Source organism: Streptosporangium album, from assembly GCF_014203795.1.
GTDB lineage: Bacteria > Actinomycetota > Actinomycetes > Streptosporangiales > Streptosporangiaceae > Streptosporangium > Streptosporangium album.
Genome location: NZ_JACHJU010000001.1, coordinates 4,872,462 through 4,895,840 on the forward strand (window position 1 = coordinate 4,872,462; position 23,379 = coordinate 4,895,840).

Here is a 23,379-nt window from a genome sequence, read left to right on the forward strand (position 1 = left end):
CCGAAATTGCCCGATTTATGTGTCGATGCGGTGGCGACACGCCGCCCTCGTCCACAATGAGTGTCATGCCCGTGCCGTCCAAGAAGCTCAAAGAGCACGTCGAGGGAACCGTCGACCACCACGCCTGCCAACGCTGGCCTCGGCTGGAGGAGGTCACCATCCGCTGGCGCGGCTCCTACGGCTATCTGATCGGACACCTGGCCGACGACGATGACGAAGGCGTCCCGCTGGCCCGGATCGAATACCTCGGCGACCCTGACGCGTGGGGATTCGCGATCTACCAGGCCGGCAGCGACGGCTACCGCGACTCCGTGCTCCTCAACGGCCAGCCCACCGGCACCCCCAACGAGGCGCTCGACTGCGTCTGCACCCTCTACCTCATGGAGACCGACGATCACGTTCAGTGATCCGCTGGACCCCCGAAGGACTTGCGACGGGCTGCACTATGGAGGCGATCATGGCGCGGGAGCATTCTCATCCGTTCATCCCGTACCGGCCCGCGCGCCATCCCGAGGCCGAGATGGTGGCGCGGGGCCGGGAGTTCTACCGGCACATGGACCGGCGCCGGAGCGTGCGGTTCTTCAGCGACGAGCTGGTGCCGCGCGAGTGCGTCGAACTGGCGATCCGGACCGCGAACACCGCCCCCTCGGGGGCCCACCAACAGCCGTGGAAGTTCGTCGTGATCGGTGACCTGGAGACCAGGAAACGGATCAGGGAGGCGGCCGAGGTCGAGGAGCGGCAGAACTACGAGGGCGGGCGGCTGACCCCCGAGTGGCGCGAGGCCCTCGCCCACCTGGAGACCGGCCCCGACAAGGGCTACCTCGAAACGGTGCCGTGGCTGGTGGTCTGCTTCGCGGAGAAATACGGCGTGCGTCCCGACGGCACCAGGGTCAAGCACTACTACGTCAACGAGAGCGTCGGCATCGCCTGCGGTTTCTTCATCGCCGCCCTGCACACGATGGGCCTGTCCACGCTCACCCACACTCCGAACCCGATGGCGTTCCTGACCGCCATCTGCGGGCGGCCGGGCAACGAGCGGCCCTACATCCTCTTCCCGATCGGCTACCCGGCCGGCGACGCCGAGGTCCCCGACCTGGTCCGCAAGCCCCTGTCCGAGGTCATGGCCTGACACGGCGGAGATCTCCCAGGGTTCGCCACAGCCCGTCTTGCCTCGCCGGAGGAGGCCCGGTAGTCCCGGGAGATCTTGTCTGGACATCGCTGAACTGCGTTAACGCGGCGGCTGCCGGACTTGTTGATTACCTTCGCCGCAGTCCGTAGCCGGCAAGGTGCCGGCGCCGCGGATCCGGGACGACACCCCTGGCGGTCAACGCGAGCGGAGGAAGGTCAACGCGGCGAGCACTCTGCGGTGGTCGTCGGCGTCCGGTCCGAGGTCGAGTTTGGTGTAGACGCTGGTGACGTGTTTGGCCACGGCGGCCTCCGACACGTACAGCCGCTGGGCGATCGCGCTGTTGGACCTGCCCTCGGCGACCAGGGCGAGCACCTCGCGCTCACGGGGCGACAACGCGTCCAGCGGGTCCCGCGCCCGATGATGGACCAGCAGTTGATGGACCACGTCGGGATCGATGACCGTGCCCCCGGCAGCGACCACGCGCACTTCCTCCACGAACCGGGTGATCGCCCCGATCCGGTCCTTGAGCAGATAACCGACGCCGCGTGTACCGGCTTCCAGCAGTTCTCCGGCCGCGGCCTCCTCGACGACCTGTGACAGGACGAGGATGCCAAGGCCGGGGTGTTCGCCGCGCAGCCGGATGGCCGCCCGCAGCCCTTCATCGCGGAAAGTCGGCGGCATGCGGACGTCCACCACGACGATGTCGGGCACGTCTCGGGCGACGGCGTGCAGCAGTTCGTCGGCGCTGCCGACGGCGGACACCACCTCGCAGCCGAACCTGGTGAAGATTCCGGTGAGCCCTTCCCTGAGGAGCACCGAATCCTCAGCGATCATCAACCGCATGGGATCCGCACCTGGATCACTGTCGGCCCTCCCAGTGGGCTGCTGAGCGACAGGGTTCCGTCGAGAACGCCGATCCGGTCGGCCAGCCCGTTGATTCCGCTACCCGCCGTGGGGTCGGCTCCGCCTATTCCGTCGTCGCCAACTTCTATGGTGAGGCATTGATTCGATAACTCTGCTTTTATCGTGATCCTTTGCGCTTTGCTGTGTTTCACCACGTTGGTGAGGCTTTCTGAGACGCAGAAGTATGCCGCCGCCTCCACTCCTGGCGGTGGACGGTGAGGAAGGCGGAGGTCCATGGTCACCGGGATCTGACAGTGGCGGGCCAGTTCGGTGACGGCGACCCCCAACCCTCGGTCGGTGAGCGCCGTGGGGTGAATGTCTCTGATGACGCGCCGCAACTCATCCAGTGCGGCTTGCGTGTGGCCATAAGCCGTACTGATGGCTGTTGCCGTACGCTCTGGGTCTTCTCGGACGTCTAGCTCCGCGAGGCCAAGCTGCATGAGCACGGCGGTGAGCCGGAGTTGCGTACCGTCGTGCAGGTCCCGTTCGATGCGCCGGCGCTCGGCTTCGAATGCGTCCACCAGCCGTGCCCGTGACCGGGTCAATTCGATCATCCGTTCCTCGGGTGGTGCGGTGAGCAGGCTCCGCGTCAGCGTTCCCTGCACCGCGGCCACCAGAGTGAGCAGGTACGCGCAGCCGGCCAGCCAGACCAGCGCCATTGTGACGGTCAGCAGGACCACCGTCGATGGGTCACCGGCGGGCATCACCGGGTTGCCGACGGTGAGCCAGGAATGGAAGGTCTCGACGCTCGAGATGACCGTCAACGCCGCGAGAGTCATGATGAGGGCGTTGACCACGGGCAGGATCGTCGCCCACAGAATCGCGTAACCGATCTCACGCCAGGCGGTTGGGCTCGCGAAGGAGGTCCACGGGTTCTGCCTCGATGCAGGGGCGTTCACCGGATCTATCAGCCTCAGCCGCCACCGCTCGACGGATGCGATTGGGCCGCTCAGCACCCCGGCGACGACTAACACCATGATCATCCCGACCACCAGCGAGGTCTGCCGCCCCATGGTTGCCACCAGGATCACCCCGCCGCCGCCCGGCAGACTGGTCAGCAGGTAGGCGAGTGCCCGCCACGGCCACGGCGACCCGAGGAACCGCAGCGGGTTCCCCGTGATCGCCTGCCAGGGGGTGGTGACGTCCTTCATCAGCCCTTGATCGTCCGGGTGACCTTGCCCTTGGCGTTCAGGAACTGGATCTGAGGGTTGCCGTCCTGACCCACTCGCAGCACGATGCGCGGCGTACCCCTGCCGTCGGCAAGCGTCACCGCCGACGACTTGTCGGGGTTCTTGCCGATGAAGACCCGCTGTGGGCTCGGATACTTCTTCCGGTACCTGGCCATCGCCTGGTCCCGCTCCGGTCCGGGCGGCATCTGCTCGATCTTCTTGTATTCCTCGAAGGACTCCGACAAGGGCACCTCAGGCCGGTCGTTGACCTCCAGACCGACGCCTCGGATGCTCTCCTGCTCCATGTATCGGAGAACGAGCGTCTGGTCCTGCTTGTGCTGGTCGAAGGAGAGTTGCCCGAACGCCCACGGCTTCCCGTCGTCGACACCGTTGTCGGTGCCCATGCCTCCGGACTCATCCCCTTCTCCGTTATAGAAGGTCATGCCCGGCCGTGTTCCGGCGTTTCCCAGATCGGTCCCGTTCACGGTGGCGCCCGGCGACCTTTCCTTGTTGCTCAGGACCATACGTGGTTTGCCGTCCGGTTCCACCACGTTGATCCGCTGGACCTCGATCTCATCGAACTTGACCTTACCGCCGTCCTGCGCGACGGCTTCCCCGTCGTTGGCCAGGATCGCCCCGCCGGCCACCGCGGCGGCCACCACGCCGACCAGGAAGATCTGCATCCGCCGAAGTTGTCGCTTGACATTCACGATTTCCGATGATTTATCCATGCCTCTGATGATCTTGACTGCCTCGGTAGATGGCGATAGGGCTGCTTGCCAATCGTGGGTAGAGGTTCTTCTACCTCGGAGGGGTGCCGTCCCGCCGGCCGGAGAGTTGGAACGTGTCTAGCTGGGTCGTTGAAACCTGGAGTTTTTGGGCCTTGTGAAGCATCTCTGTCAAAGCTACGATCGCGACAACTCTTAGGAAACTTTCTTAAAAGAAATACCCGAGAGGAGGGTCCGTGGCCCGCCCCCCGCCGACCGATGAGATGTCAAGCTGCGGAAACTCGACGGCGGCAGCCGTCACCGTGTGAAGGTCCGACCGTCCGGACGCCTCATACCCCCCGAGTCCCCCTTCATGGGAGCGGCCATGCGGCGCGCCTTTCCCTTACTTGTCCTGACAGCCCCAGCAAACCTCCCTCTCGGACCGTCCGCGTCCGGTCGAGCCGGCGCAGAGGCCTCCGATCCGGAGGGCCGGGCCGCGCGCGTGGTCGATGACGCCACCCTCCCGATGCGCAGGCCGCCCCCGCACGCCGTACGGCTTGCTCCTCGCCTCCTCGTTCTCACCGGGGAGCACCCCCCCGAGAGGCGTGAGCCGTACGGTCACCCCTACCGAATTCATGAGGTTAACGTGAAGTTTCGCGTCATCGCTCGATCATTTGTCGCCCTGGCGGCCCTCGTCCTGGCGATGGTCGCACTCCCCGCCCAAGCCGCCTCGGCATCCGCCGTCTTCACCAAGGTCTCCGACTGGGGCAGTGGTTTCGAGGGCAAGTACACGATCACCAACGGCGGGACGACCACGGTCAACGGCTGGTCGGTGGCGTTCGACCTGCCCTCGGGTGCGTCCGTCGGTTCCTTCTGGGATGCCTCGCTGAGCCGGAGCGGGCAGCGTTTCACCTTCAGCAACGTCGGCTGGAACGGCACCCTGGCCCCCGGTGCGTCGGCGAGCTTCGGTTTCAACGGCAGTCCCGGCGGTGTCGCCCCGTCCAACTGCACGCTCAACGGCAACCCCTGCGGCGGCGGCACCGGAGAGATCATGCCTGGCAAGCCGGGTGCGGTGTCGGCGACGGGTGGTGCGGGCAGTGTCGCGCTGTCGTGGGGGGCGTCGAGTGGCACGGTGACCGGGTATCGCGTCTACGAGGGCACGGCCCTGAAGGCGACGGTTACCGGGACCGGCGCCACGGTCTCGGGTCTGGGCACGTGCGAGGCGCACACCTACACGGTGGCGGGCTACAACGCGGCCGGTGAGGGGCCGAAGAGCGACCCGGCGAGCGCCACCACGACCGGCTGCTCCACCGGCCCGCTGCCCAAGCACTTTCTCACCGGCTACTGGCACAACTTCGACAATCCCGCCGTCGAGCTCAAGCTGTCGGCGGTCCCCAACGAGTACGACCTGGTCGCGGTCGCCTTCGGCGAGTCCACCGCCACCCCCGGTGAGGTCGTCTTCAGCGTCGACCCCGGCCTGTCAGCCTCCCTCGGCGGCTACACCGACGCCCAGTTCAAGGCCGACGTGCAGACGCTTCACTCACGCGGCAAGAAGGTCATCCTCTCGGTCGGCGGCGAGCTCGGCCGCGTGCAGGTGGCCAGTGCCACCGCGGCGACGAAGTTCGCCGACACCGTCTACGCCCTGATGCAGAGCTACGGCTTCGACGGCGTGGACATCGACCTGGAGAACGGCCTCAACGCCACCTACATGGGTCAGGCGCTGCGGGCGCTGCGCGCCAAGGCGGGCGCGGACCTGATCATCACGATGGCTCCGCAGACCATCGACATGCAGTCCACCGGCGCGGAGTACTTCAAGCTCGCGCTGAACGTCAAGGACATCCTCACGGTCGTCCACACCCAGTTCTACAACTCCGGCTCGATGCTCGGCTGTGACCAGATGGCCGCCTACGGGCAGGGCACGGTCAACTTCATGACCGCGCTGGCCTGCATCCAGCTGGAGAACGGCCTCCGCCCCGACCAGGTGTCGCTCGGTCTGCCGGCCGGACCCGGCGCGGCCGGCGGAGGAATCGTCGCCCCCTCACTGGTGAACCAGGCACTGACCTGCCTGGCCACCCGGACCAACTGCGGCAGCTTCGTGCCGCCGCGCGCCTATCCCGGGATCCGCGGCGCGATGACCTGGTCCGTCAACTGGGACGCCTCGAACAACTGGAACTTCTCCAAGACCGTCAAACCGCATCTCGCCACCCTGCCCTAACACCCCCGAACAGAGGAAAACGATGAGATTTCGTCGAACAGCAGTCGCGGTCCTGGCCGCACTCGGCCTGATGGCGGTCGCGGCGCCCGCCCAGGCGGCGGCGTCCCCCACCGCCGTCTTCACCAAGGTCTCCGACTGGGGCAGTGGTTTCGAGGGCAAGTACACGATCACCAACGGCGGGACGACCACGGTCAACGGCTGGTCGGTGGCGTTCGACCTGCCCTCGGGTGCGTCCGTCGGTTCCTTCTGGGATGCCTCGCTGAGCCGGAGCGGGCAGCGTTTCACCTTCAGCAACGTCGGCTGGAACGGCACCCTGGCCCCCGGTGCGTCGGCGAGCTTCGGTTTCAACGGCAGTCCCGGCGGTGTCGCCCCGTCCAACTGCACGCTCAACGGCAACCCCTGCGGCGGCGGCACCGGCAACCCCGGCGCCCCCGGCACACCCGGCGCGGTGAGCGCCACCGCGACCAACTCCTCGATCAGCCTGACCTGGGGCGCCTCGACCGGCACGGTCACCGGCTACCGTGTCTACGAGGGCACGGCCCTGAAGACCACCGTCACCGGGACCGGCGCCACGATCTCCGGTCTGGGCACATGCGAGGCGCACACCTACACGGTGAAGGCCTACAACACCGCCGGGGAGTCGGCCGGCAGCTCGGGCGGCGCCACCACCACCGGCTGCACCAACCCCGATCCGGGCGGCAAGATGGCCGGTGCGCCGTACCTCTACACCGGCTGGGGCAACCCTCCCAGCCCGGCCACGGTCATGGGCGCCACCGGAGTCAAGTCGTTCACCATGGCGTTCATCCTGTCCAGCGGTGGCTGCAACCCGGCCTGGGACGGGCAGCGCCCGCTGACCGGCGGCGCCGACCAGGCGGCGATCAACCAGATCAAGGCCGCGGGCGGCAGCGTGCAGATCTCCTTCGGCGGCTGGCAGGGCAACAAGCTCGGCCCGAACTGCTCCACCCCGGCGGCCTTCGCCGGCGCCGTGCAGCAGGTCATCAACGCCGCCGGCCCGGCCGTGGTCGACTTCGACATCGAGAACACCGACGAGTTCGAGAACTACACCGTCCAGGACCGGATCCTCAACGGCCTGAAGATCGTCAAGGCGAACAACCCGAACGTCAAGGTCGTCGTCACCTTCGGAACCTCGACCACCGGCCCGACCGCTCCCGGCATCCGCCTGATCAACCAGGCCAAGGCGCTGGGCGTGCCGATCGACAACTACACGATCATGCCGTTCGACTTCGGCGGCGGCGCCAACATGTACCAGAGCACGGTCAACGCGGCCGAAGGCCTGAAGAACGCGCTGAAGTCGGCCAACGGCTGGACCGACGCGCAGGCCTACGCCCACTCGGGCATCTCCGGCATGAACGGCCTGTCCGACCAGCAGGAGCAGACCTCCCCGGCGCAGTGGACCCAGATCCGCGACTGGGCCAAGTCCAAGGGTCTGACCCGGTTCGCGTTCTGGTCCGTCAACCGTGACCGCCCCTGCCCCGGCGGCGGCGTCCAGGAGAGCTGCAGCGGCATCGCCCAGGCCGACTGGGAGTTCACCCGGATCACCGCGGGCTTCTAGCCGGTACGGCCCGCATCCCGCCCCCGTGGTGCGGGCCGTACCCCCGTGACACCCCCTACTCAGCCTCACAGGGCAGGCCATGAATCTTCGATTGAACCTCAGGAAATTCGCGGCGGTCGCCGTACTGGCCGTGAGCGGGGCGATGCTGGTCGCGTCGCCCGCTCATGCGGCCAACATCGCGACGAATCCGGGATTCGAGAGCGGGCTGATCGGCTGGACGTGTTCGGCCTCCTCCGGTGCCGCCGCGGTGTCGTCGCCGGTGCACGGCGGGTCGAAGGCGTTGCAGGCCACGCCTCAGGGCTCGGACACCGCGCGGTGTCAGCAGACGGTGAGCGTGAAGCCGTCCTCGTCGTACTCGCTGTCGGCATGGGTGCGGGGCGGTTACGTCTTCCTCGGGGCGCTCGGTACGGGGACGACGGACACCAGTACGTGGACGTCGTCGCCGTCGGCGTACTCGCAGCTGTCGACCACGTTCACCACCGGGGCGTCGACCACGTCGGTGACGGTCTACGTCAACGGCTGGTACGGCCAGGGCGCCTACCAGGCCGACGACATCGTCCTCGACGGCGAGGCCGGACAAGGGCAGCAGCCCCCGGCCGCGCCGACCGGCCTGACCAGCACGAGCACTCGCACCAACGCCGTGCTGAGCTGGACCGCCTCCGCCGGCGCGACCGGCTACAACGTCTACCGCAACGGCGCCAAGGTCGCCACGGCCACCGGGACCACCTACACCGAGACCCCTCCGCAGGGCACCTACACCTACCAGGTGAGCGCCGTCAACGCGGCGGGCGAGTCGGCCAGGTCCAACCAGGTCTCGGTGGTGATCGGCAACGACACTCCGCCGCCCCCGGGCGACCTGCCCAAGCGGGTGCTGGTCGGCTACCTGCACGCCTCCTTCGCCAACGGCTCCGGCTACATCCGGATGGCCGACGTGCCGGACGAGTGGAACGTCATCAACCTCGCCTTCGGCGAGCCGACCTCGGTGACCTCCGGTGACATCCGCTTCCGGCGGTGCCCGGTCGCCGAGTGCCCCAACGTCGAGTCCGAGACCGACTTCGTCGCCGGGATCCGGGCCAAGCAGGCGCTCGGCAAGAAGGTACTGATCTCCATCGGCGGCCAGAACGGACAGGTCCAGCTCACCACCACGGCCGCGCGGGACACGTTCGTGCAGTCGGTGAGCGCCATCATCGACAGGTACGGCCTCGACGGGCTGGACATCGACTTCGAGGGCCACTCGCTCTACCTCAACCCGGGCGACACCAACCTCGCCGCCCCGACCACCCCGGTCATCGTCAACCTGATCTCCGCGCTGAAGACCCTCAAGGCCAGGTACGGTGCGAAGTTCGTGCTGACCATGGCCCCGGAGACCTTCTTCGTCCAGCTCGGCTACCAGTTCTACGGCCCCGGCCCGAACGGCTCGGCCGACCAGCGGGCCGGGTCCTATCTCCCCGTCATCCACGCGATGCGGGGCGACCTGACCCTGCTGCACGTCCAGGACTACAACTCCGGGCCGATCACCGGGCTGGACAACCAGTACCACACCATGGGCACCCACGACTTCCACGTGGCCATGACGGACATGCTGCTGGCGGGCTTCCCGATCGCGGGGAACCCGAACAACGTCTTCCCCGCCCTGCGCCCGGAACAGGTCGCCATCGGTCTGCCCGCCGCGGCCTACGCGGGCAACGGCTTCACCACGGTGGCCGAGGTCCAGAAGGCCTTCGACTGCCTGGCCAAGGGGACCAACTGCGGGCCGTACCGGCCGCGCGGCGTCTACCCGAACCTGCGCGGCCTGATGACCTGGTCGATCAACTGGGACAGGTACAACTCCTTCGAGTTCTCCCGCGGCCACCGGGCCTATCTCAACGGCCTGGGCTGAAAACCCCTCGCCGCCGGGGGAGACGGACCCTCGGCGGCGAGGTCACCGTCCCCCGGTCCCGTCGATTCGCGATGCGGCACGACCCCCACGCCGACGCCCACCTCCCGCGACGGCGCTGGCCGCGCTGCTCTACACCCGCGGGGCTTTCACCTCCGCTTCGCCGACCGGCGGCGGAGCAGCAGCCCAATGATCACGCCGACCAGCATCACGGCCAGCAGCGCGATCCAGAGCGGCGAGGTCACCGTGAACGTCAGCCATCGGATCCGGACGGGAACGCGGTTCTGCGCGATGAAGAACGCGCCGAGCACGGCAAGCGCCAGGGCGATCCACACGCGCGGCGACAGTGAGGCCAGCCATCTGCCGAACGGTCCGGGCCCGCCCGCCGGTGTCCTCGTCATGGCCGCCCCTATTGCTACACACTGCTACCGATCACTTACTATAAGCTATAAAAGCTGAGAGGCTGGTCTCGTTTTCCCACCCGGGTAGGTGGTCGGCCACGGGTTCCGGCACTCTGATAACCGTCATGGACTACGCAATTCTCACGGGGTTCGTCCTCGTCTCAGGTGTCGTGCTCGCTCTGCTCGCGCAATGGAAAGGCTGGCGGCCTTCACTTCTCGCCATCCTCGCGGTCGGAATCGGATTCCGGGTGCTCATCATGACGACCTCGGCGATCGACAGTTGGCAGCCGGTCGACTTCATGGAGAGCTTCAAGCCCGCCGGCGAGGCGATCCTGAACCGCCAGGACCCCGTGCTCGGCAGCGAGGGCGGCTGGCATTTCCTGCCGACCATCCCCTACGTGTACGGCCTGCTGCTCTGGCTGGGCATCCCCTGGGAGATCGGTGGCCGGCTGGTCACCGTGGTGGCCGACATCGCGCTGATCCCGCTGGTCGGCAAGCTCGCCGGCGGTTCCAGAGCCTCGCTGCGCGCATTCCAGTACGCCTGCAACCCGCTGGCCATCCTCGTCGCCTCCGTCCACGGCCAGGTCGAGCCGGTCGCGCTGGTCTTCGGCGTGGCCGCGTTCGTGGTCGCCCGCGGGCCCGGAACCCCCGACCGGCCGGGCCTCGTCAACGACCCGATCACGATGGCCTGGCGGGGCGTCACGACCATGGGCGTCGGCGGCGCCGTACGGCAGGCCCTGTCGTCGGTGCCCGGCGTGGTGCGCCAGGCGCTCGCGCCGCACCCCGGCGAGAAGGCGACCCTGCGCCGGGCGATCCTCGCCGGCCTGCTGATGGGGCTCGCCCTGTGCGCCAAGAGCTGGCCGATCTGGTTGATCCCCGGCATGCTCCTGCTGCTGCCGACCGTCCGCGCCCGCATCGTCGCCGCCGTCGCGACCTGCATCGCCCCGGTCTTCTTCCTGGTCACCCTGCCGATCTTCGCCGGCACCTCGCTGAGCGAGATCCCCGAGGTCATCCGTGTGATCCAGGACATCCGGCCCATCGTCGGCGAATGGGGCTACAGCGCGATCATGGTCGGCGGTGACTGGACGCTCGACCCCGGCATCGCCACGTTCGGCACGCGGCTGATCTACGTCACGATGGTCGTGGTGGCCATCCTGTGGCGCCGTGCCGACCCGGTGGACCTCACCACGGCCCTGCTCCTCGCCTTCATGGTCGTCACCCCCCGTCTCGGCGCGCAGTACCTGCTCTGGTTCATGCCGTTCCTGATCGCCCGGCCCACCCGCTTCACCTGGCCCGCCGTCATCGGCGTCTCCCTCTGGGCCGGATACGGCTACCTCTACATGACCCAGTTCGAGACCGACGTCTGGTGGGCGCTGCACTCGGTCTGGGCCCGGTGCTCCATCGTGCTCCTGCCGATCCTCGCCCTGGCCATGCCCTGGGGCCGTCGCGTCTCCGACGCCCCCGCCGGAACGGCGGCCTCGGCCCAGCGTGGCTCCGACCCCATGCCCGTCTGAAAACCTGGTGCGGGTCCCAGGGGCGACACGTCACCCTTGGGGCATGCAGGCAACCGTCACCGTGACCCCGGCCCAACTGCCGGACGTGCTGCTGCACGTCGCCGTCGTGCGGCCGGTGTTCCTGTGGGGAGCACCCGGCATCGGCAAGAGCTCCCTGGTCCGTGCCTTCGCCGGCGCGCTCGGCCTGGAGTGCGTGACCCTGCTCGGCACGCAGCTGGCCCCGGAGGACCTCATCGGCGTGCCCGAGCTGATCAACGGCCGGAGCCGTTTCGCCCCGCCCGAGTCGATCGCCAGGGACGAGCCGTACTGCCTGTTCCTCGACGAGCTGAACGCCTCGGCGCCCGAGGTGCAGAAGGCGTTCTACTCGCTCATCCTCGACCGCCGCATCGGCACCTACGAGCTGCCCGAGGGCTCGGTCGTGATCGGCGCCGGCAACCGGGCCACCGACAACGCCCTGGCCCGGCCGATGGCCTCGGCACTGGTCAACCGTCTCGTCCACGTCCACCTGCGCGCCTCGGCGACCGACTGGCTGACATGGGCGACGGACAACGCCATCCACCCGTGGATCGTCGAATACCTCGTCCAGCGCCCCGACCACCTGTGGAGCGCCCCGCCCAAGACCGAGGAGCCGTTCTCCTCCCCACGCGCCTGGCACATGCTCTCGGACGTCATGCACTCCTACGGCGACGCACTGGACGACGACACCCTCGCCACGCTGGCCTTCGGCACCCTCACCACCGCCCACGCCTCGGCCTTCCGCGCCTACGTCAAGACCGTCCGTCACGCCTACGACCTCGACGCCGTGATCAAGGGAGACGTCTCCTGGCCGCGCGCTCCCGAGGACCGCGACCTGCTCTACTTCCTGTCCGAGACCTTCCGGGCCCGCCTGGTGAAGGAGCTCCCCGCCGACAAGCGGGGCGCGTCCTCCCGGGGCCGCGACCTCGCCTTCCGGTCCAAGACCCTGCTGGTCGAGCTGGCCGAGATCTCGCTGGAGTGCGCCCAGCTCGTCATCGCCAACGACGCGAACGGCACCCCCGCCCTCCCCGTCTGGTTCCTCGCCGAGGTCGGACGCGACCTTCCCCGGCTCGTCGCGGCGCGCAGCTGATGAGCAGGCAGAAGGCGAAGACCGATCCCTGGCGGGAGGCGGTGAACAACGGCTGGAACACGGTCATCGGCCACCCGCTCTTCCGCCCCCATGGCAGGTTCCTCTACGTCGCCCGCGACGGCGAGCTGCCGGCCGGTGCCTGGGCCACGGTCTCCGCGGCGGGCCGGGTCCGCCACCACCCCGCACACCGCGCCGACGCCGCGGAGTGGGCCTGGGTCTTCGCGCACCTCCTGCTCCACCTCGGGTTCGGCCACGCCGATCCCCGCTCCGCCATGCCCGCCGACATCGGCGAGAAGGCGGACGACTCCTGGACCACCGGCGCCCTGCCCGAGCACGCCTACCACGCCGCCTGCTGCCTGGCGGTCGACCGCTTCCTGCACACCCTGAAGATCGGCCGCTGCCCGGCCCCGCTGCCGGAGGACCTGCCGGCCGAAGACGAGGTCACGCTCTCGGAACGGTGGCGGCGTCTCGGCCTGCCCGCCGCGTACGAGCCGACCGGCCCCCCGGACTTCGTCATCGGCGACGAGGAGACCGCCAAGCGCGAGGACTTCCAGCGCCACTTCGCCGTCGGAGTGGCCGACTCGGCCACCGCCGCGCTCGACCTCGCCGGCAGGCCGCGCAGCTCAGCCGACAGCCATGTCGAGGGGCCGTGGGACCTGGCACTGCGCTGGTTCGTCTCGTCCTACCCGCTGCTCGGCGCCCTCGCCGCGGGCATGAAACTCGTCGCCGACGTGGAACTGGCCAAGGACTGGCAGATCTCGATCGCCGCGGTCAGCTCCGAGGCCGCCGAGATCTACGTCAACCCGCTGGTACGGATGTCGGCCGCGGAGTGGCGCTTCGTGCTGGCCCACGAGATGCTGCACGCCGCGCTGCGGCACGGCGACCGGATCGGCGGGCGCGACCCCTACCTCTGGAACGTCGCCGCCGACTACGTGATCAACGGCTGGCTGGTGGAGATGGCGGTCGGCGAGATGCCCGAAGGGCTGCTGTTCGACCAGTCGCTGGCGGGACTCTCGGCCGAGGCCGTCTACGACAGGATCGCCACCGACCTGCGCCGCATGCGCAAGCTCGCCACCCTGCGCGGCCGCGGGCTCGGCGACGTGCTCGACCGCCCGCTGCCGCACCCGGGCGCACCGGGCCGCTACGTCGACCTGGACGACTACTACCGCAACGCCCTGTCCACCGGCCTGGCCTACCACCACAACAGCGGCAGGGGCCACCTGCCCAGCGGGCTGGAACAGGAGATCCGCGCCCTGGACCAGCCGCCGCTGCCCTGGGACGCCGCCCTGGCCCGCTGGTTCGAGGAACACGTCCCCGCGGTGGAGAAGCGCCGCAGCTACGCCCGCGCCTCCCGCCGCCAGGCCGCCAGCCCCGGCATCCCGCGCCCGGGCTGGACCCGGCCCGAGGAGCGCGTGCGGCAGGCGACCTTCGGCGTCGTGCTGGACACCTCCGGATCGATGAACGCCAAGCTCCTCGGCAAGGCACTGGGCGCCATCGCCTCCTACGCGCTCTCCCGCGACGTGCCCCGGGCACGGGTCGTGTTCTGCGACGCCGCCGCTTACGACGCCGGATACCTCCCGGTCGAGGAGATCTCCGGCAGGGTCAGGGTGCGCGGGCGGGGCGGCACCGTCCTGCAACCGGGAGTCAACCTGCTGGAACGGGCCGACGACTTCCCACCCGACGGTCCGATCCTGCTGATCACCGACGGTTACTGTGACGTGCTCCGTATCCGCCGCGAGCACGCCTTCCTGATCCCCGAGGGGGCGCGACTCCCCTTCACCCCGCGCGGTCCGGTCCTCCGCCTGACCTCCTCCCCGTAACGGACGCCGGGCGTTTCCACGACGACCGTCGGAATTTCCACAAGAGATGTCAGGCGATCACCGGAGAGACCGGGCAGAATCATGCTTGGTAGGTTCGAAAGTGTGACGGACAACGTGGAAATCCTGCGCTACGCCGCTTTCACCCACGACCCCAAGGGCGGCAATCCCGCCGGCGTCGTCCTCATCTCGATCGCCGAGGCCGACGGGCGCACCAGGGTGAGCGGCGGGGCCGTCGTCATGGAGGCCTCGGATCCGAGCGCCGGTGGCGCGGCCGGTCCGCGGTATGAGTGAATCAGGCCATGGACGAATACCTCAAACGGATCGGTGCCGACCGTCCCGCCGGCCCCGACGCCGAGTCACTCCGTGAGCTGCAACTGCGTCACCTGCTGACGGTGCCGTTTGAGAACCTGAGCATTCACCTCGGCGAACCCGTCGTGCTCGACGACCAGGCGCTTGTCGAGAAGATCGTCGGCAGGCGGAGGGGCGGCTTCTGCTACGAAGTGAACGGTGCCTTCGCCGCGCTGCTCCGCTCGCTGGGCTACCGGGTGACCATGCTCTCCGCCCGGCCCTCCAGCGGCGACTCCGTCGGGGTCCCCTTCGACCACCTCGCACTGCGGGTGGACGCCCCCGACCCGTGGCTCGTCGACGTCGGCTTCGGAGCATTCAGCCACCATCCGCTCCGCCTCGACCTGCGTACCGACCAGCCCGACCCCGGCGGTGTCTTCCGCGTCGTCGAAACCGCCGACGGCGACCTCGACGTGCTGAAGGACGGCGTGCTCGAATACCGCCTCGAACAGCGGCCACGCGTCCTGGCCGACTACGTGCCGACCTGCTGGTGGCACCAGACCTCGCCCGCGTCGCACTTCACCCGGTCTCTCGTCTGCTCGCTCCTCACCGAGACGGGACGCGTCACGCTGAGCGACAGACTGCTCGTGCACACCTCGGGAGGCGAGCGCAGGGAGCAGCACCTGACCACCGACGCCGAGACGTTCGCCGCCTACCGCGACCACTTCGGCATCGAGTTGACCCGGCTGCCCACGGCACCCGTGTCAAAGGAATGAGACAGCCGCGAGCATCGGGGATGCCCGGCCGGCACATCCGCCAGGCCGTCGAGACACCGGAGCGCACACCATGTCCCCGTGCGGTCGTCCCACGCCCACCGGGCTGGGAACCCTGTGCCTACGGACGGTTCACGAGCTGACCCATGGGCACCCCGGCCAGCCGCCTGACCTCGTTGGCCAGGTGGGCCTGGTCGGCATAGCCACTGTCCACGGCCACCTCGGCCAGCGGCTTCCCCCGCCGGGCCAGCCGCAGCGCCCGCTGAAAACGGATCACGCGCTGAAGCATCTTGGGCCCGTACCCGAAGGCCTGTAGCGATCTGCGGTGGAGCTGCCGTTCGCTGAGCCCGAGCTCCCACGCCACCTCTCTGACGCTCCGCCCGGTCCGCAACGCCGCGGCGATCGCCGGCGCGGCAGGGTCGGGGCCGGACGTCGTGCGGAGCCGTACGGCCAGCGCCTCCTGCATGTTCTCCGCCGTCAGCTCCGGCAGCACGCCCAGCTCAACCAGCGGCACCCGCAGATCACGTAGGGCCTCGAGCGGCACGCCGAACGTCTCGCCCACCGCGCCCGGCCGGAAGCGGATCCCTAGATAGCGGTCACCAGGGACCATCCGGACAGGCTTCGGCCCGGTATCCGGCCCGGCGACCTGCGGACCCTCCGGGGCCCAGATCAGATCGACCGAACCGTCGGGAACCACCAGTTCCGTCACCGAGGAGGTCGCCGTCGACGTCCAGAGACAGATCACTCGTCCGGCGATCGCCGGATCCGGGGCCCACTCGCGGTACATGCCTTCAGGTTACGGTCGCCGACGGTCCGGCCTCCGCACAGTCGCCAGGCCCGGTCCGGGTGAAACTCCCGATCCCTCTGTCGCTACGGGGACGCGTGCGTCCGGGCTCTCCCGAGGCCGTGGCGGAAGTCGTCCGCGCCGTGTCCCGGAGCGGTCACGGGCGTTTGCCCGGAGGGGACTTCTCCGGGGAGCCGGAGGGGAGCTCTCCCGAGATGAGAGCCGCGGCCCATTCACCGTTGGGATCACTGTCGATCAGCAGCGCGCGGACCAGCAGGCTGAGGGGGATGGCTAGCAGCGCGCCCAGCGGGCCGAGCACGAACGCCCACACGAGGAGTGACAGCAACGTCATGGTCGTGGACAGTCCCACGGCGTCACCGAGGAACTTCGGCTGGATCAGCGACTGGACCACGAAATTGATCACCACGTAGGAGACGATCACGAAGATCATGGTCTTGGGGCCACCCTCCAGCAGACCGAGCAGGGCAGGAGGGGCCAGCCCGATGATGAAACCCAGGTTGGGGATGTAGTTGGTGATCAGCGCCAGCACACCCCAGAGCAGCGGAAGCGGCACGTTGAGCAGCCAGAGTGCGATCACGTCCAGCGCCGCGCAGACAAGTCCGAACACCGTCGAGACAATGAGATAGCGGCGGGTCTTGTGGGCGAATTCGTGGAGTGCCAGAACGAGCCTGGGCCGGTGGGCGGTTCCCAGGGCGAGGACCCGCGAGAAGGGCTGCGCGTCCAGGCACATGGCCAGCAACAGGACCGTGACGAGAACCAGGGCGGAGAACACGCCGAACAGTCCGCTCGCGAAGCCCTGGATGAGTGCGAAGATCTTTCCCAGGTCGAATGACTTGATCGCCTGATTCACCTGATCGGTGCCGACGCCGAACTTCGCGGCCACTTTCTGTGCCTGGGCGATGAGCTGGTTGAACTGCGGACCGTAGGTCGAGGCGAGGTTGGCCGTCTGGGCGACCGCGATGGTCAGGATCGCCACCATGCCGAACAACAGGAGCAGCACGATGGTCAGCGGGACCGCGACCAGAGTCCATCCGGGAGCACCCCGTCTATGGAGCCAGGTTCTTACGGGGGAGACCGCCAGGACGAGCACAAGAGCCAGTAGTACGGGTCCGACGATCGACCCGATGGTCCTGATACCAAACAGTGTGATCATGGCGCCCGCAGTGCAGAGCAGCACGATGAGGGCCCGAGGCACTGGTCTTTGCTCCGTCATGTCGGATCTCTACCCACCGGGGGAAACGCCTCTTCCCGGCGGCTCTCATCGATTTGACGGAAGAGGGCGGCGTACATAGAGTTCACAGGCCCGAGGGGGTTGGCGGAGATCGTCAAGGCCTCGGGAACCCCTTTTGATCACTTCCCCTGGCTGGGACGCGTGCGTCCTGACAGGATCCGATTGGACAACAGTCGGATGTTGGAGTAAGTTAGAAGGGTTGCTCCGGAAACGGGGCAGGTCGAGATCCTCGCGGGTCCGGCAGGTTCGGATCAACTCAAGCGAAAGCGACAAGTTGATACGAACCGGGCGGATCTGATAGGATGGAGACACGGAGTGGAACGCCCTGAAGCCGGGACCGCAAGGTAACGGTGACGGAGAACGCGTCCGTTTCTTGAGAACTCAACAGTGTGTTAAAAGCCAGTGCATGAAGCACAACCCCGTCCGACCCGCCTGTGGTGGGAGGACGGATTCCTTTGGTTGATACATTCGCATGTTGATGCGGGTGCTTTCAGCCGGGAGAAACTTCTCAAACATTGTTTGGAGAGTTTGATCCTGGCTCAGGACGAACGCTGGCGGCGTGCTTAACACATGCAAGTCGAGCGGAAAGGCCCTTCGGGGTACTCGAGCGGCGAACGGGTGAGTAACACGTGAGTAACCTGCCCCTGACTCTGGGATAAGCCCGGGAAACTGGGTCTAATACCGGATACGACCACTTCTCGCATGGGATGGTGGTGGAAAGTTTTTTCGGTTGGGGATGGACTCGCGGCCTATCAGCTTGTTGGTGGGGTAACGGCCTACCAAGGCGACGACGGGTAGCCGGCCTGAGAGGGCGACCGGCCACACTGGGACTGAGACACGGCCCAGACTCCTACGGGAGGCAGCAGTGGGGAATATTGCGCAATGGGCGAAAGCCTGACGCAGCGACGCCGCGTGGGGGATGACGGCCTTCGGGTTGTAAACCTCTTTCAGCAGGGACGAAGTTGACGTGTACCTGCAGAAGAAGCGCCGGCTAACTACGTGCCAGCAGCCGCGGTAATACGTAGGGCGCAAGCGTTGTCCGGAATTATTGGGCGTAAAGAGCTCGTAGGTGGCTTGTCACGTCGGGTGTGAAAGCTTGGGGCTTAACTCCAGGTCTGCATTCGATACGGGCTGGCTAGAGGTAGGTAGGGGAGAACGGAATTCCTGGTGTAGCGGTGAAATGCGCAGATATCAGGAGGAACACCGGTGGCGAAGGCGGTTCTCTGGGCCTTACCTGACGCTGAGGAGCGAAAGCGTGGGGAGCGAACAGGATTAGATACCCTGGTAGTCCACGCTGTAAACGTTGGGCGCTAGGTGTGGGGACCTTCCACGGTTTCCGCGCCGTAGCTAACGCATTAAGCGCCCCGCCTGGGGAGTACGGCCGCAAGGCTAAAACTCAAAGGAATTGACGGGGGCCCGCACAAGCGGCGGAGCATGTTGCTTAATTCGACGCAACGCGAAGAACCTTACCAAGGCTTGACATCGCCCGGAAACACTCAGAGATGGGTGCCTCTTCGGATCGGGTGACAGGTGGTGCATGGCTGTCGTCAGCTCGTGTCGTGAGATGTTGGGTTAAGTCCCGCAACGAGCGCAACCCTTGTTCAATGTTGCCAGCACGCTCTTCGGGGTGGTGGGGACTCATTGGAGACTGCCGGGGTCAACTCGGAGGAAGGTGGGGATGACGTCAAGTCATCATGCCCCTTATGTCTTGGGCTGCAAACATGCTACAATGGCCGGTACAGAGGGTTGCGATACCGTGAGGTGGAGCGAATCCCAAAAAGCCGGTCTCAGTTCGGATTGGGGTCTGCAACTCGACCCCATGAAGTCGGAGTCGCTAGTAATCGCAGATCAGCAACGCTGCGGTGAATACGTTCCCGGGCCTTGTACACACCGCCCGTCACGTCACGAAAGTCGGCAACACCCGAAGCCCGTGGCCCAACCAGCTTGCTGGGGGGAGCGGTCGAAGGTGGGGCTGGCGATTGGGACGAAGTCGTAACAAGGTAGCCGTACCGGAAGGTGCGGCTGGATCACCTCCTTTCTAAGGAGCATCGGCTGCAGGCCACGTGGTGGTCTGTGGTTCATGCCGTGTCCGTGGGCGAACGTTCCACGCTCGGCGCGCTCATTAGTGGAGCACTGGCTAGTCAGCCGGACCGGGTCGCCGGGCCGCTAGTACCGCCCTCCTCGTGGAGGGAGTGGGAACGGGGTGTCGGGGGTTCGGGCTGGTTGAACACACTGTTGGGTCCTGAGGAAACGGACATTGAGGCGGGCCCGCTGTGGCGGGTTTGCTGTCTGTTTGACCTCGTGCGGGGCCGGCCTCCTGCCAGACCAGCTCATCGGGTGATGGGTGTTGGTGGTGGGGTGGGTTTGGTTGCTGTCTGTTGTTTGAGATTTGCATAGTGGACGCGAGCATCTTTGTGGCCAAGTTTTTTAGGGCACACGGTGGATGCCTTGGCATCAGGAGCCGATGAAGGACGTGGGAGGCTGCGTTAAGCCCCGGGGAGTCGCCAACCTGACTTTGATCCGGGGATGTCCGAATGGGGAAACCTAGCACCAGTCATGTGGTGTTGCCTCCGCCTGAATGTATAGGGCGGTTGGTGGTAACGCGGGGAAGTGAAACATCTCAGTACCCGTAGGAAGAGAAAACAATTTAGTGATTCCGTGAGTAGTGGTGAGCGAAAGCGGATCAGGCTAAACCGTATGCGTGTGATAGCCGGCAGGCGTTGCGTGTGCGGGGTTGTGGGACCCTCTGGGGGGAGCTGCCGTTTCTCCAGACAGTGAGAAATCGATGGGATAGTCGAAGCTTCTGGGAAGTTGCGCCGTAGACCGTGAGAGCCGGGTAGGCGAAATCTTGTCGACTGTTTGAGGGGATCCCAAGTAGCACGGGGCCCGAGAAATCCTGTGTGAATCTGCCAGGACCACCTGGTAAGCCTAAATACTCCCTGATGACCGATAGTGAACAAGTACCGTGAGGGAAAGGTGAAAAGCGCCCCGGTGAGGGGTCGTGAAATAGTACCTGAAACCGTGTGCCTACAAGCCGTAGGAGCGTAGACGTTTTCGGACGTCTGTGATGTGACTGCGTGCCTTTTGAAGAATGAGCCTGCGAGTTATGGTGTGTGGCGAGGTTAACCCGTGTGGGGTAGCCGTAGCGAAAGCGAGTCTGAATAGGGCGTTTGAGTCGCATGCTGTAGACCCGAAGCGGAGTGATCTAGGCATGGGCAGGTTGAAGCGCGGGTAAGACCGCGTGGAGGACCGAACCCACCAGGGTTGAAAACCTGGGGGATGACCTGTGTTTAGGGGTGAAAGGCCAATCAAACTCCGTGATAGCTGGTTCTCCCCGAAATGCATTTAGGTGCAGCGTTGCGTGTTTCTTGCCGGAGGTAGAGCACTGGATGGCTAATGGGCCCGACAAGGTTACTGACGTCAGCCAAACTCCGAATGCCGGTAAGTGAGAGCGCAGCAGTGAGACTGCGGGGGATAAGCTCCGTAGTCGAGAGGGAAACAGCCCAGACCACCGACTAAGGCCCCTAAGCGTGTGCTAAGTGGGAAAGGATGTGGAGTCGCAGTGACAACCAGGAGGTTGGCTTAGAAGCAGCCATCCTTGAAAGAGTGCGTAATAGCTCACTGGTCAAGTGATTCCGCGCCGACAATGTAGCGGGGCTCAAGTACACCGCCGAAGTCGTGGCATTCACATGTTAGCTTGGCAGCTTGTCTGTCTAGGTGTGTGGATGGGTAGGGGAGCGTCGTGCAGCCGGCGAAGCAGCAGAGTGATCTAGTTGTGGAGGCTGTGCGAGTGAGAATGCAGGCATGAGTAGCGAATCAGAAGTGAGAAACTTCTGCGCCGGATGACCAAGGGTTCCTGGGCCAGGCTAATCCGCCCAGGGTAAGTCGGGACCTAAGGCGAGGCCGACAGGCGTAGTCGATGGACAACGGGTTGATATTCCCGTACCCGCTGCGATGCGCCAATACTGAATCCAGTGATACTAAGGGTCCTTAAGCCCCTGACGCCCTTCGGGGTGTGGGTGAGGCTGAACGCCTGGCCTGATCTGGTAGTAGGTAAGCGATGGGGTGACGCAGGAAGGTAGCCCAGCCCAGGCGATGGTAGTCCTGGGGTAAGCATGTAGGGAGAGAGGTAGGTAAATCCGCCTCTTGTGTATCCTGAGATGTGATGCCGAGCCGATTGTGGCGAAGTGGGTGATCCTATGCTGCCGAGAAAAGCCTCTAGTGAGTGTCGTGGCGGCCCGTACCCGAAACCGACTCAGGTGGTCAGGTAGAGAATACCAAGGCGATCGGGTGAACTGTGGTTAAGGAACTCGGCAAATTGCCCCCGTAACTTCGGGAGAAGGGGGGCCTTCGCTGGTGATGAGTCTTGCACTCGGAGCTGGTGGGGGTCGCAGAGGCCAGGGGGAAGCGACTGTTTACTAAAAACACAGGTCCGTGCGAAGTCGTAAGACGATGTATACGGACTGACGCCTGCCCGGTGCTGGAACGTTAAGGGGACCGGTTAGCTGCACTTGTGTGGCGAAGCTGAGAACTTAAGCGCCAGTAAACGGCGGTGGTAACTATAACCATCCTAAGGTAGCGAAATTCCTTGTCGGGTAAGTTCCGACCTGCACGAATGGCGTAACGACTTCCCCGCTGTCTCAACCGCAGACCCGGCGAAATTGCACTACGAGTAAAGATGCTCGTTACGCGCAGCAGGACGGAAAGACCCCGGGACCTTCACTATAGCTTGACATTGGCGTTTGGAACGTCTTGTGTAGGATAGGTGGGAGACGGTGAAGCCGCTACGCTAGTGGTGGTGGAGTCATTGGTGAAATACCACTCTGGTCGTTTTGAACGTCTAACTTCGGTCCGTGATCCGGATCAGGGACAGTGTCTGGTGGGTAGTTTAACTGGGGCGGTTGCCTCCTAAAGAGTAACGGAGGCGCCCAAAGGTTCCCTCAGCCTGGTTGGCAATCAGGTGTCGAGTGTAAGTGCACAAGGGAGCTTGACTGTGAGACCGACGGGTCGAGCAGGAGCGAAAGCTGGGACTAGTGATCCGGCGGTGGCTTGTGGAAGCGCCGTCGCTCAACGGCTAAAAGGTACCCCGGGGATAACAGGCTGATCTTCCCCAAGAGTCCATATCGACGGGATGGTTTGGCACCTCGATGTCGGCTCGTCGCATCCTGGGGCTGGAGTAGGTCCCAAGGGTTGGGCTGTTCGCCCATTAAAGCGGTACGCGAGCTGGGTTTAGAACGTCGCGAGACAGTTCGGTCCCTATCCGCTGCGCGCGCAGGAGACTTGAAAGGAGCTGTCCCTAGTACGAGAGGACCGGGACGGACGAACCTCTGGTGTGCCAGTTGTTCCGCCAGGAGCACGGCTGGTTGGCTACGTTCGGAAGGGATAACCGCTGAAAGCATCTAAGCGGGAAGCTCGCCTTGAGATGAGGTCTCCCACCATGAGAGTGGGTAAGGCTCCCAATAGACGATTGGGTTGATAGGCCGGAGGTGGAAGCATGGTAACGTGTGGAGCTGACCGGTACTAATAGGCCGAGGACTTGACCATAAAGCTTTTTGCTCGCGTCCACTGTGTGATTCTGAAACAGCAGGCACCGTTGTGTGTTTGATAGTTTCATAGTGTTACGGCGGTTATGGCGAAGGGGAAACACCCGGTTACATTCCGAACCCGGAAGTTAAGCTCTTCAGCGCCGATGGTACTGCACCGGGGACGGTGTGGGAGAGTAGGTCGCCGCCGGGCAATCTTTTGGGAAAGGCCATCCTTCGGGGTGGCCTTTTCTGTTTCCCGGGACCTTTCCCTTGTGGGTCCTGTGCCTTCGGAGCGCTTTCCTCGGAGTACTCTCCGCCTCCTCTATGAGGATCTCCTCCAGATGGAGA

The 23,379-nt window shown here is 65.8% G+C and carries 16 protein-coding genes and 3 rRNA genes; 13 read left to right on the forward strand and 6 right to left on the reverse strand.

Going from position 1 to position 23,379, the window contains the following annotated elements; all coding sequences use genetic code 11:
- The first annotated feature begins 65 nt into the window (after positions 1-65).
- Together FHR32_RS23275 and FHR32_RS23280 are read left to right on the forward strand one after the other, a co-directional pair.
- Entirely contained in the window at positions 66-407 is a 342-nt protein-coding gene (locus tag FHR32_RS23275) for a hypothetical protein (RefSeq protein ID WP_184756237.1), read from the forward strand.
- A gap of 50 nt (positions 408-457) precedes the next feature.
- Positions 458-1,129, forward strand: a complete 672-nt coding sequence (locus FHR32_RS23280; protein WP_184756238.1) for a nitroreductase family protein — start codon at positions 458-460, stop codon at positions 1,127-1,129.
- 195 nt (positions 1,130-1,324) lie between these two features.
- Here the strand turns inward: FHR32_RS23280 and FHR32_RS23285 are convergent, their stop codons facing one another.
- From FHR32_RS23285 to FHR32_RS23295, 3 genes are read right to left on the reverse strand one after another with little or no spacing between them, the layout of a single operon-like run.
- A complete protein-coding gene (locus FHR32_RS23285; RefSeq protein WP_184756239.1) occupies positions 1,325-1,963 on the reverse strand; it encodes a response regulator transcription factor in 639 nt (212 codons plus the stop codon).
- Positions 1,963-3,183, reverse strand: a complete 1,221-nt coding sequence (locus FHR32_RS23290; RefSeq protein WP_184756240.1) for a sensor histidine kinase — start codon at positions 3,181-3,183, stop codon at positions 1,963-1,965. Before FHR32_RS23290 ends, FHR32_RS23285 begins: the two co-directional genes overlap by 1 nt.
- Complete coding sequence (locus FHR32_RS23295) at positions 3,183-3,911, reverse strand: hypothetical protein (RefSeq protein WP_184756241.1); 729 nt, start codon at positions 3,909-3,911, stop codon at positions 3,183-3,185. The genes FHR32_RS23290 and FHR32_RS23295 overlap by 1 nt, the downstream gene beginning before the upstream one ends.
- A 643-nt stretch (positions 3,912-4,554) precedes the next feature.
- Between FHR32_RS23295 and FHR32_RS23300 the strand changes: the two genes are divergently transcribed.
- From FHR32_RS23300 to FHR32_RS23310, 3 genes are all read left to right on the forward strand, one after another.
- Positions 4,555-6,123, forward strand: coding sequence for a chitinase (locus FHR32_RS23300; protein WP_184756242.1), 1,569 nt, complete (start codon positions 4,555-4,557; stop codon positions 6,121-6,123).
- Positions 6,124-6,145: 22 nt separating this feature from the next.
- Complete coding sequence (locus FHR32_RS23305) at positions 6,146-7,696, forward strand: cellulose binding domain-containing protein (protein WP_184756243.1); 1,551 nt, start codon at positions 6,146-6,148, stop codon at positions 7,694-7,696.
- Between the two features lie 79 nt (positions 7,697-7,775).
- A complete protein-coding gene (locus FHR32_RS23310) occupies positions 7,776-9,575 on the forward strand; it encodes a chitinase (RefSeq protein ID WP_184756244.1) in 1,800 nt (599 codons plus the stop codon).
- Positions 9,576-9,721: 146 nt separating this feature from the next.
- Here FHR32_RS23310 and FHR32_RS23315 read toward each other — a convergent pair whose 3' ends face one another.
- On the reverse strand, positions 9,722-9,973 hold the full coding sequence (locus tag FHR32_RS23315) for a LapA family protein (RefSeq protein ID WP_184756245.1): 252 nt from the start codon (positions 9,971-9,973) through the stop codon (positions 9,722-9,724).
- A gap of 125 nt (positions 9,974-10,098) precedes the next feature.
- On the opposite strand from FHR32_RS23315, the gene FHR32_RS23320 reads away from it, so the two are divergent.
- From FHR32_RS23320 to FHR32_RS23340, 5 genes are all read left to right on the forward strand, one after another.
- Positions 10,099-11,487: a putative hexosyltransferase gene (locus tag FHR32_RS23320; RefSeq protein ID WP_184756246.1), complete on the forward strand. Its 1,389-nt coding sequence runs from the start codon at positions 10,099-10,101 to the stop codon at positions 11,485-11,487.
- A gap of 43 nt (positions 11,488-11,530) precedes the next feature.
- Entirely contained in the window at positions 11,531-12,592 is a 1,062-nt protein-coding gene (locus tag FHR32_RS23325) for an ATP-binding protein (RefSeq protein WP_184756247.1), read from the forward strand.
- Positions 12,592-14,412 carry a vWA domain-containing protein gene (locus FHR32_RS23330; protein WP_184756248.1) on the forward strand — a complete coding sequence of 607 codons (1,821 nt, stop codon included), beginning with the start codon at positions 12,592-12,594 and terminating at the stop codon, positions 14,410-14,412. The genes FHR32_RS23325 and FHR32_RS23330 overlap by 1 nt, the downstream gene beginning before the upstream one ends.
- Before the next feature lie 102 nt (positions 14,413-14,514).
- Positions 14,515-14,703 (forward strand): hypothetical protein, encoded by a 189-nt coding sequence (locus tag FHR32_RS23335; protein ID WP_184756690.1) that lies wholly within the window; start codon positions 14,515-14,517, stop codon positions 14,701-14,703.
- 8 nt (positions 14,704-14,711) lie between these two features.
- On the forward strand, positions 14,712-15,473 hold the full coding sequence (locus tag FHR32_RS23340) for an arylamine N-acetyltransferase family protein (RefSeq protein WP_184756249.1): 762 nt from the start codon (positions 14,712-14,714) through the stop codon (positions 15,471-15,473).
- Positions 15,474-15,591: 118 nt separating this feature from the next.
- Here the strand turns inward: FHR32_RS23340 and FHR32_RS23345 are convergent, their stop codons facing one another.
- Together FHR32_RS23345 and FHR32_RS23350 are read right to left on the reverse strand one after the other, a co-directional pair.
- Complete coding sequence (locus tag FHR32_RS23345; protein WP_184756250.1) at positions 15,592-16,257, reverse strand: helix-turn-helix transcriptional regulator; 666 nt, start codon at positions 16,255-16,257, stop codon at positions 15,592-15,594.
- A gap of 154 nt (positions 16,258-16,411) precedes the next feature.
- Positions 16,412-17,428 carry an AI-2E family transporter gene (locus FHR32_RS23350; protein ID WP_246466291.1) on the reverse strand — a complete coding sequence of 339 codons (1,017 nt, stop codon included), beginning with the start codon at positions 17,426-17,428 and terminating at the stop codon, positions 16,412-16,414.
- A 594-nt stretch (positions 17,429-18,022) separates the two neighbouring features.
- Between FHR32_RS23350 and FHR32_RS23355 the strand changes: the two genes are divergently transcribed.
- The 3 genes from FHR32_RS23355 (at position 18,023) to rrf (ending at position 23,242) form a co-directional block, all read left to right on the forward strand.
- Positions 18,023-19,544: ribosomal RNA gene (locus tag FHR32_RS23355) — 16S ribosomal RNA — on the forward strand.
- 378 nt (positions 19,545-19,922) lie between these two features.
- Positions 19,923-23,050, forward strand: a 23S ribosomal RNA gene (locus FHR32_RS23360).
- Between the two features lie 75 nt (positions 23,051-23,125).
- Positions 23,126-23,242, forward strand: a 5S ribosomal RNA gene (gene rrf / locus FHR32_RS23365).
- The 16S, 23S and 5S rRNA genes sit together here, the layout of an rRNA operon.
- The last annotated feature ends 137 nt before the right edge of the window (positions 23,243-23,379 follow it).

What these genes read in the sequence shown, in the direction of transcription:
- FHR32_RS23285 (WP_184756239.1), bottom strand. Translation starts at nt 1,963, where the DNA reads ATGATCGCTGAGGATTCGGTGCTCCTCAGGGAAGGGCTCACCGGAATC.
- FHR32_RS23345 (WP_184756250.1), bottom strand. Translation starts at nt 16,257, where the DNA reads ATGTACCGCGAGTGGGCCCCGGATCCGGCGATCGCCGGACGAGTGATC.
- FHR32_RS23340 (WP_184756249.1), top strand. Translation starts at nt 14,712, where the DNA reads ATGGACGAATACCTCAAACGGATCGGTGCCGACCGTCCCGCCGGCCCC.
- FHR32_RS23330 (WP_184756248.1), top strand. Translation starts at nt 12,592, where the DNA reads ATGAGCAGGCAGAAGGCGAAGACCGATCCCTGGCGGGAGGCGGTGAAC.
- FHR32_RS23325 (WP_184756247.1), top strand. Translation starts at nt 11,531, where the DNA reads ATGCAGGCAACCGTCACCGTGACCCCGGCCCAACTGCCGGACGTGCTG.
- FHR32_RS23310 (WP_184756244.1), top strand. Translation starts at nt 7,776, where the DNA reads ATGAATCTTCGATTGAACCTCAGGAAATTCGCGGCGGTCGCCGTACTG.
- FHR32_RS23305 (WP_184756243.1), top strand. Translation starts at nt 6,146, where the DNA reads ATGAGATTTCGTCGAACAGCAGTCGCGGTCCTGGCCGCACTCGGCCTG.
- FHR32_RS23320 (WP_184756246.1), top strand. Translation starts at nt 10,099, where the DNA reads ATGGACTACGCAATTCTCACGGGGTTCGTCCTCGTCTCAGGTGTCGTG.
- FHR32_RS23315 (WP_184756245.1), bottom strand. Translation starts at nt 9,973, where the DNA reads ATGACGAGGACACCGGCGGGCGGGCCCGGACCGTTCGGCAGATGGCTG.
- FHR32_RS23290 (WP_184756240.1), bottom strand. Translation starts at nt 3,183, where the DNA reads ATGAAGGACGTCACCACCCCCTGGCAGGCGATCACGGGGAACCCGCTG.
- FHR32_RS23280 (WP_184756238.1), top strand. Translation starts at nt 458, where the DNA reads ATGGCGCGGGAGCATTCTCATCCGTTCATCCCGTACCGGCCCGCGCGC.
- FHR32_RS23275 (WP_184756237.1), top strand. Translation starts at nt 66, where the DNA reads ATGCCCGTGCCGTCCAAGAAGCTCAAAGAGCACGTCGAGGGAACCGTC.
- FHR32_RS23350 (WP_246466291.1), bottom strand. Translation starts at nt 17,428, where the DNA reads ATGATCACACTGTTTGGTATCAGGACCATCGGGTCGATCGTCGGACCC.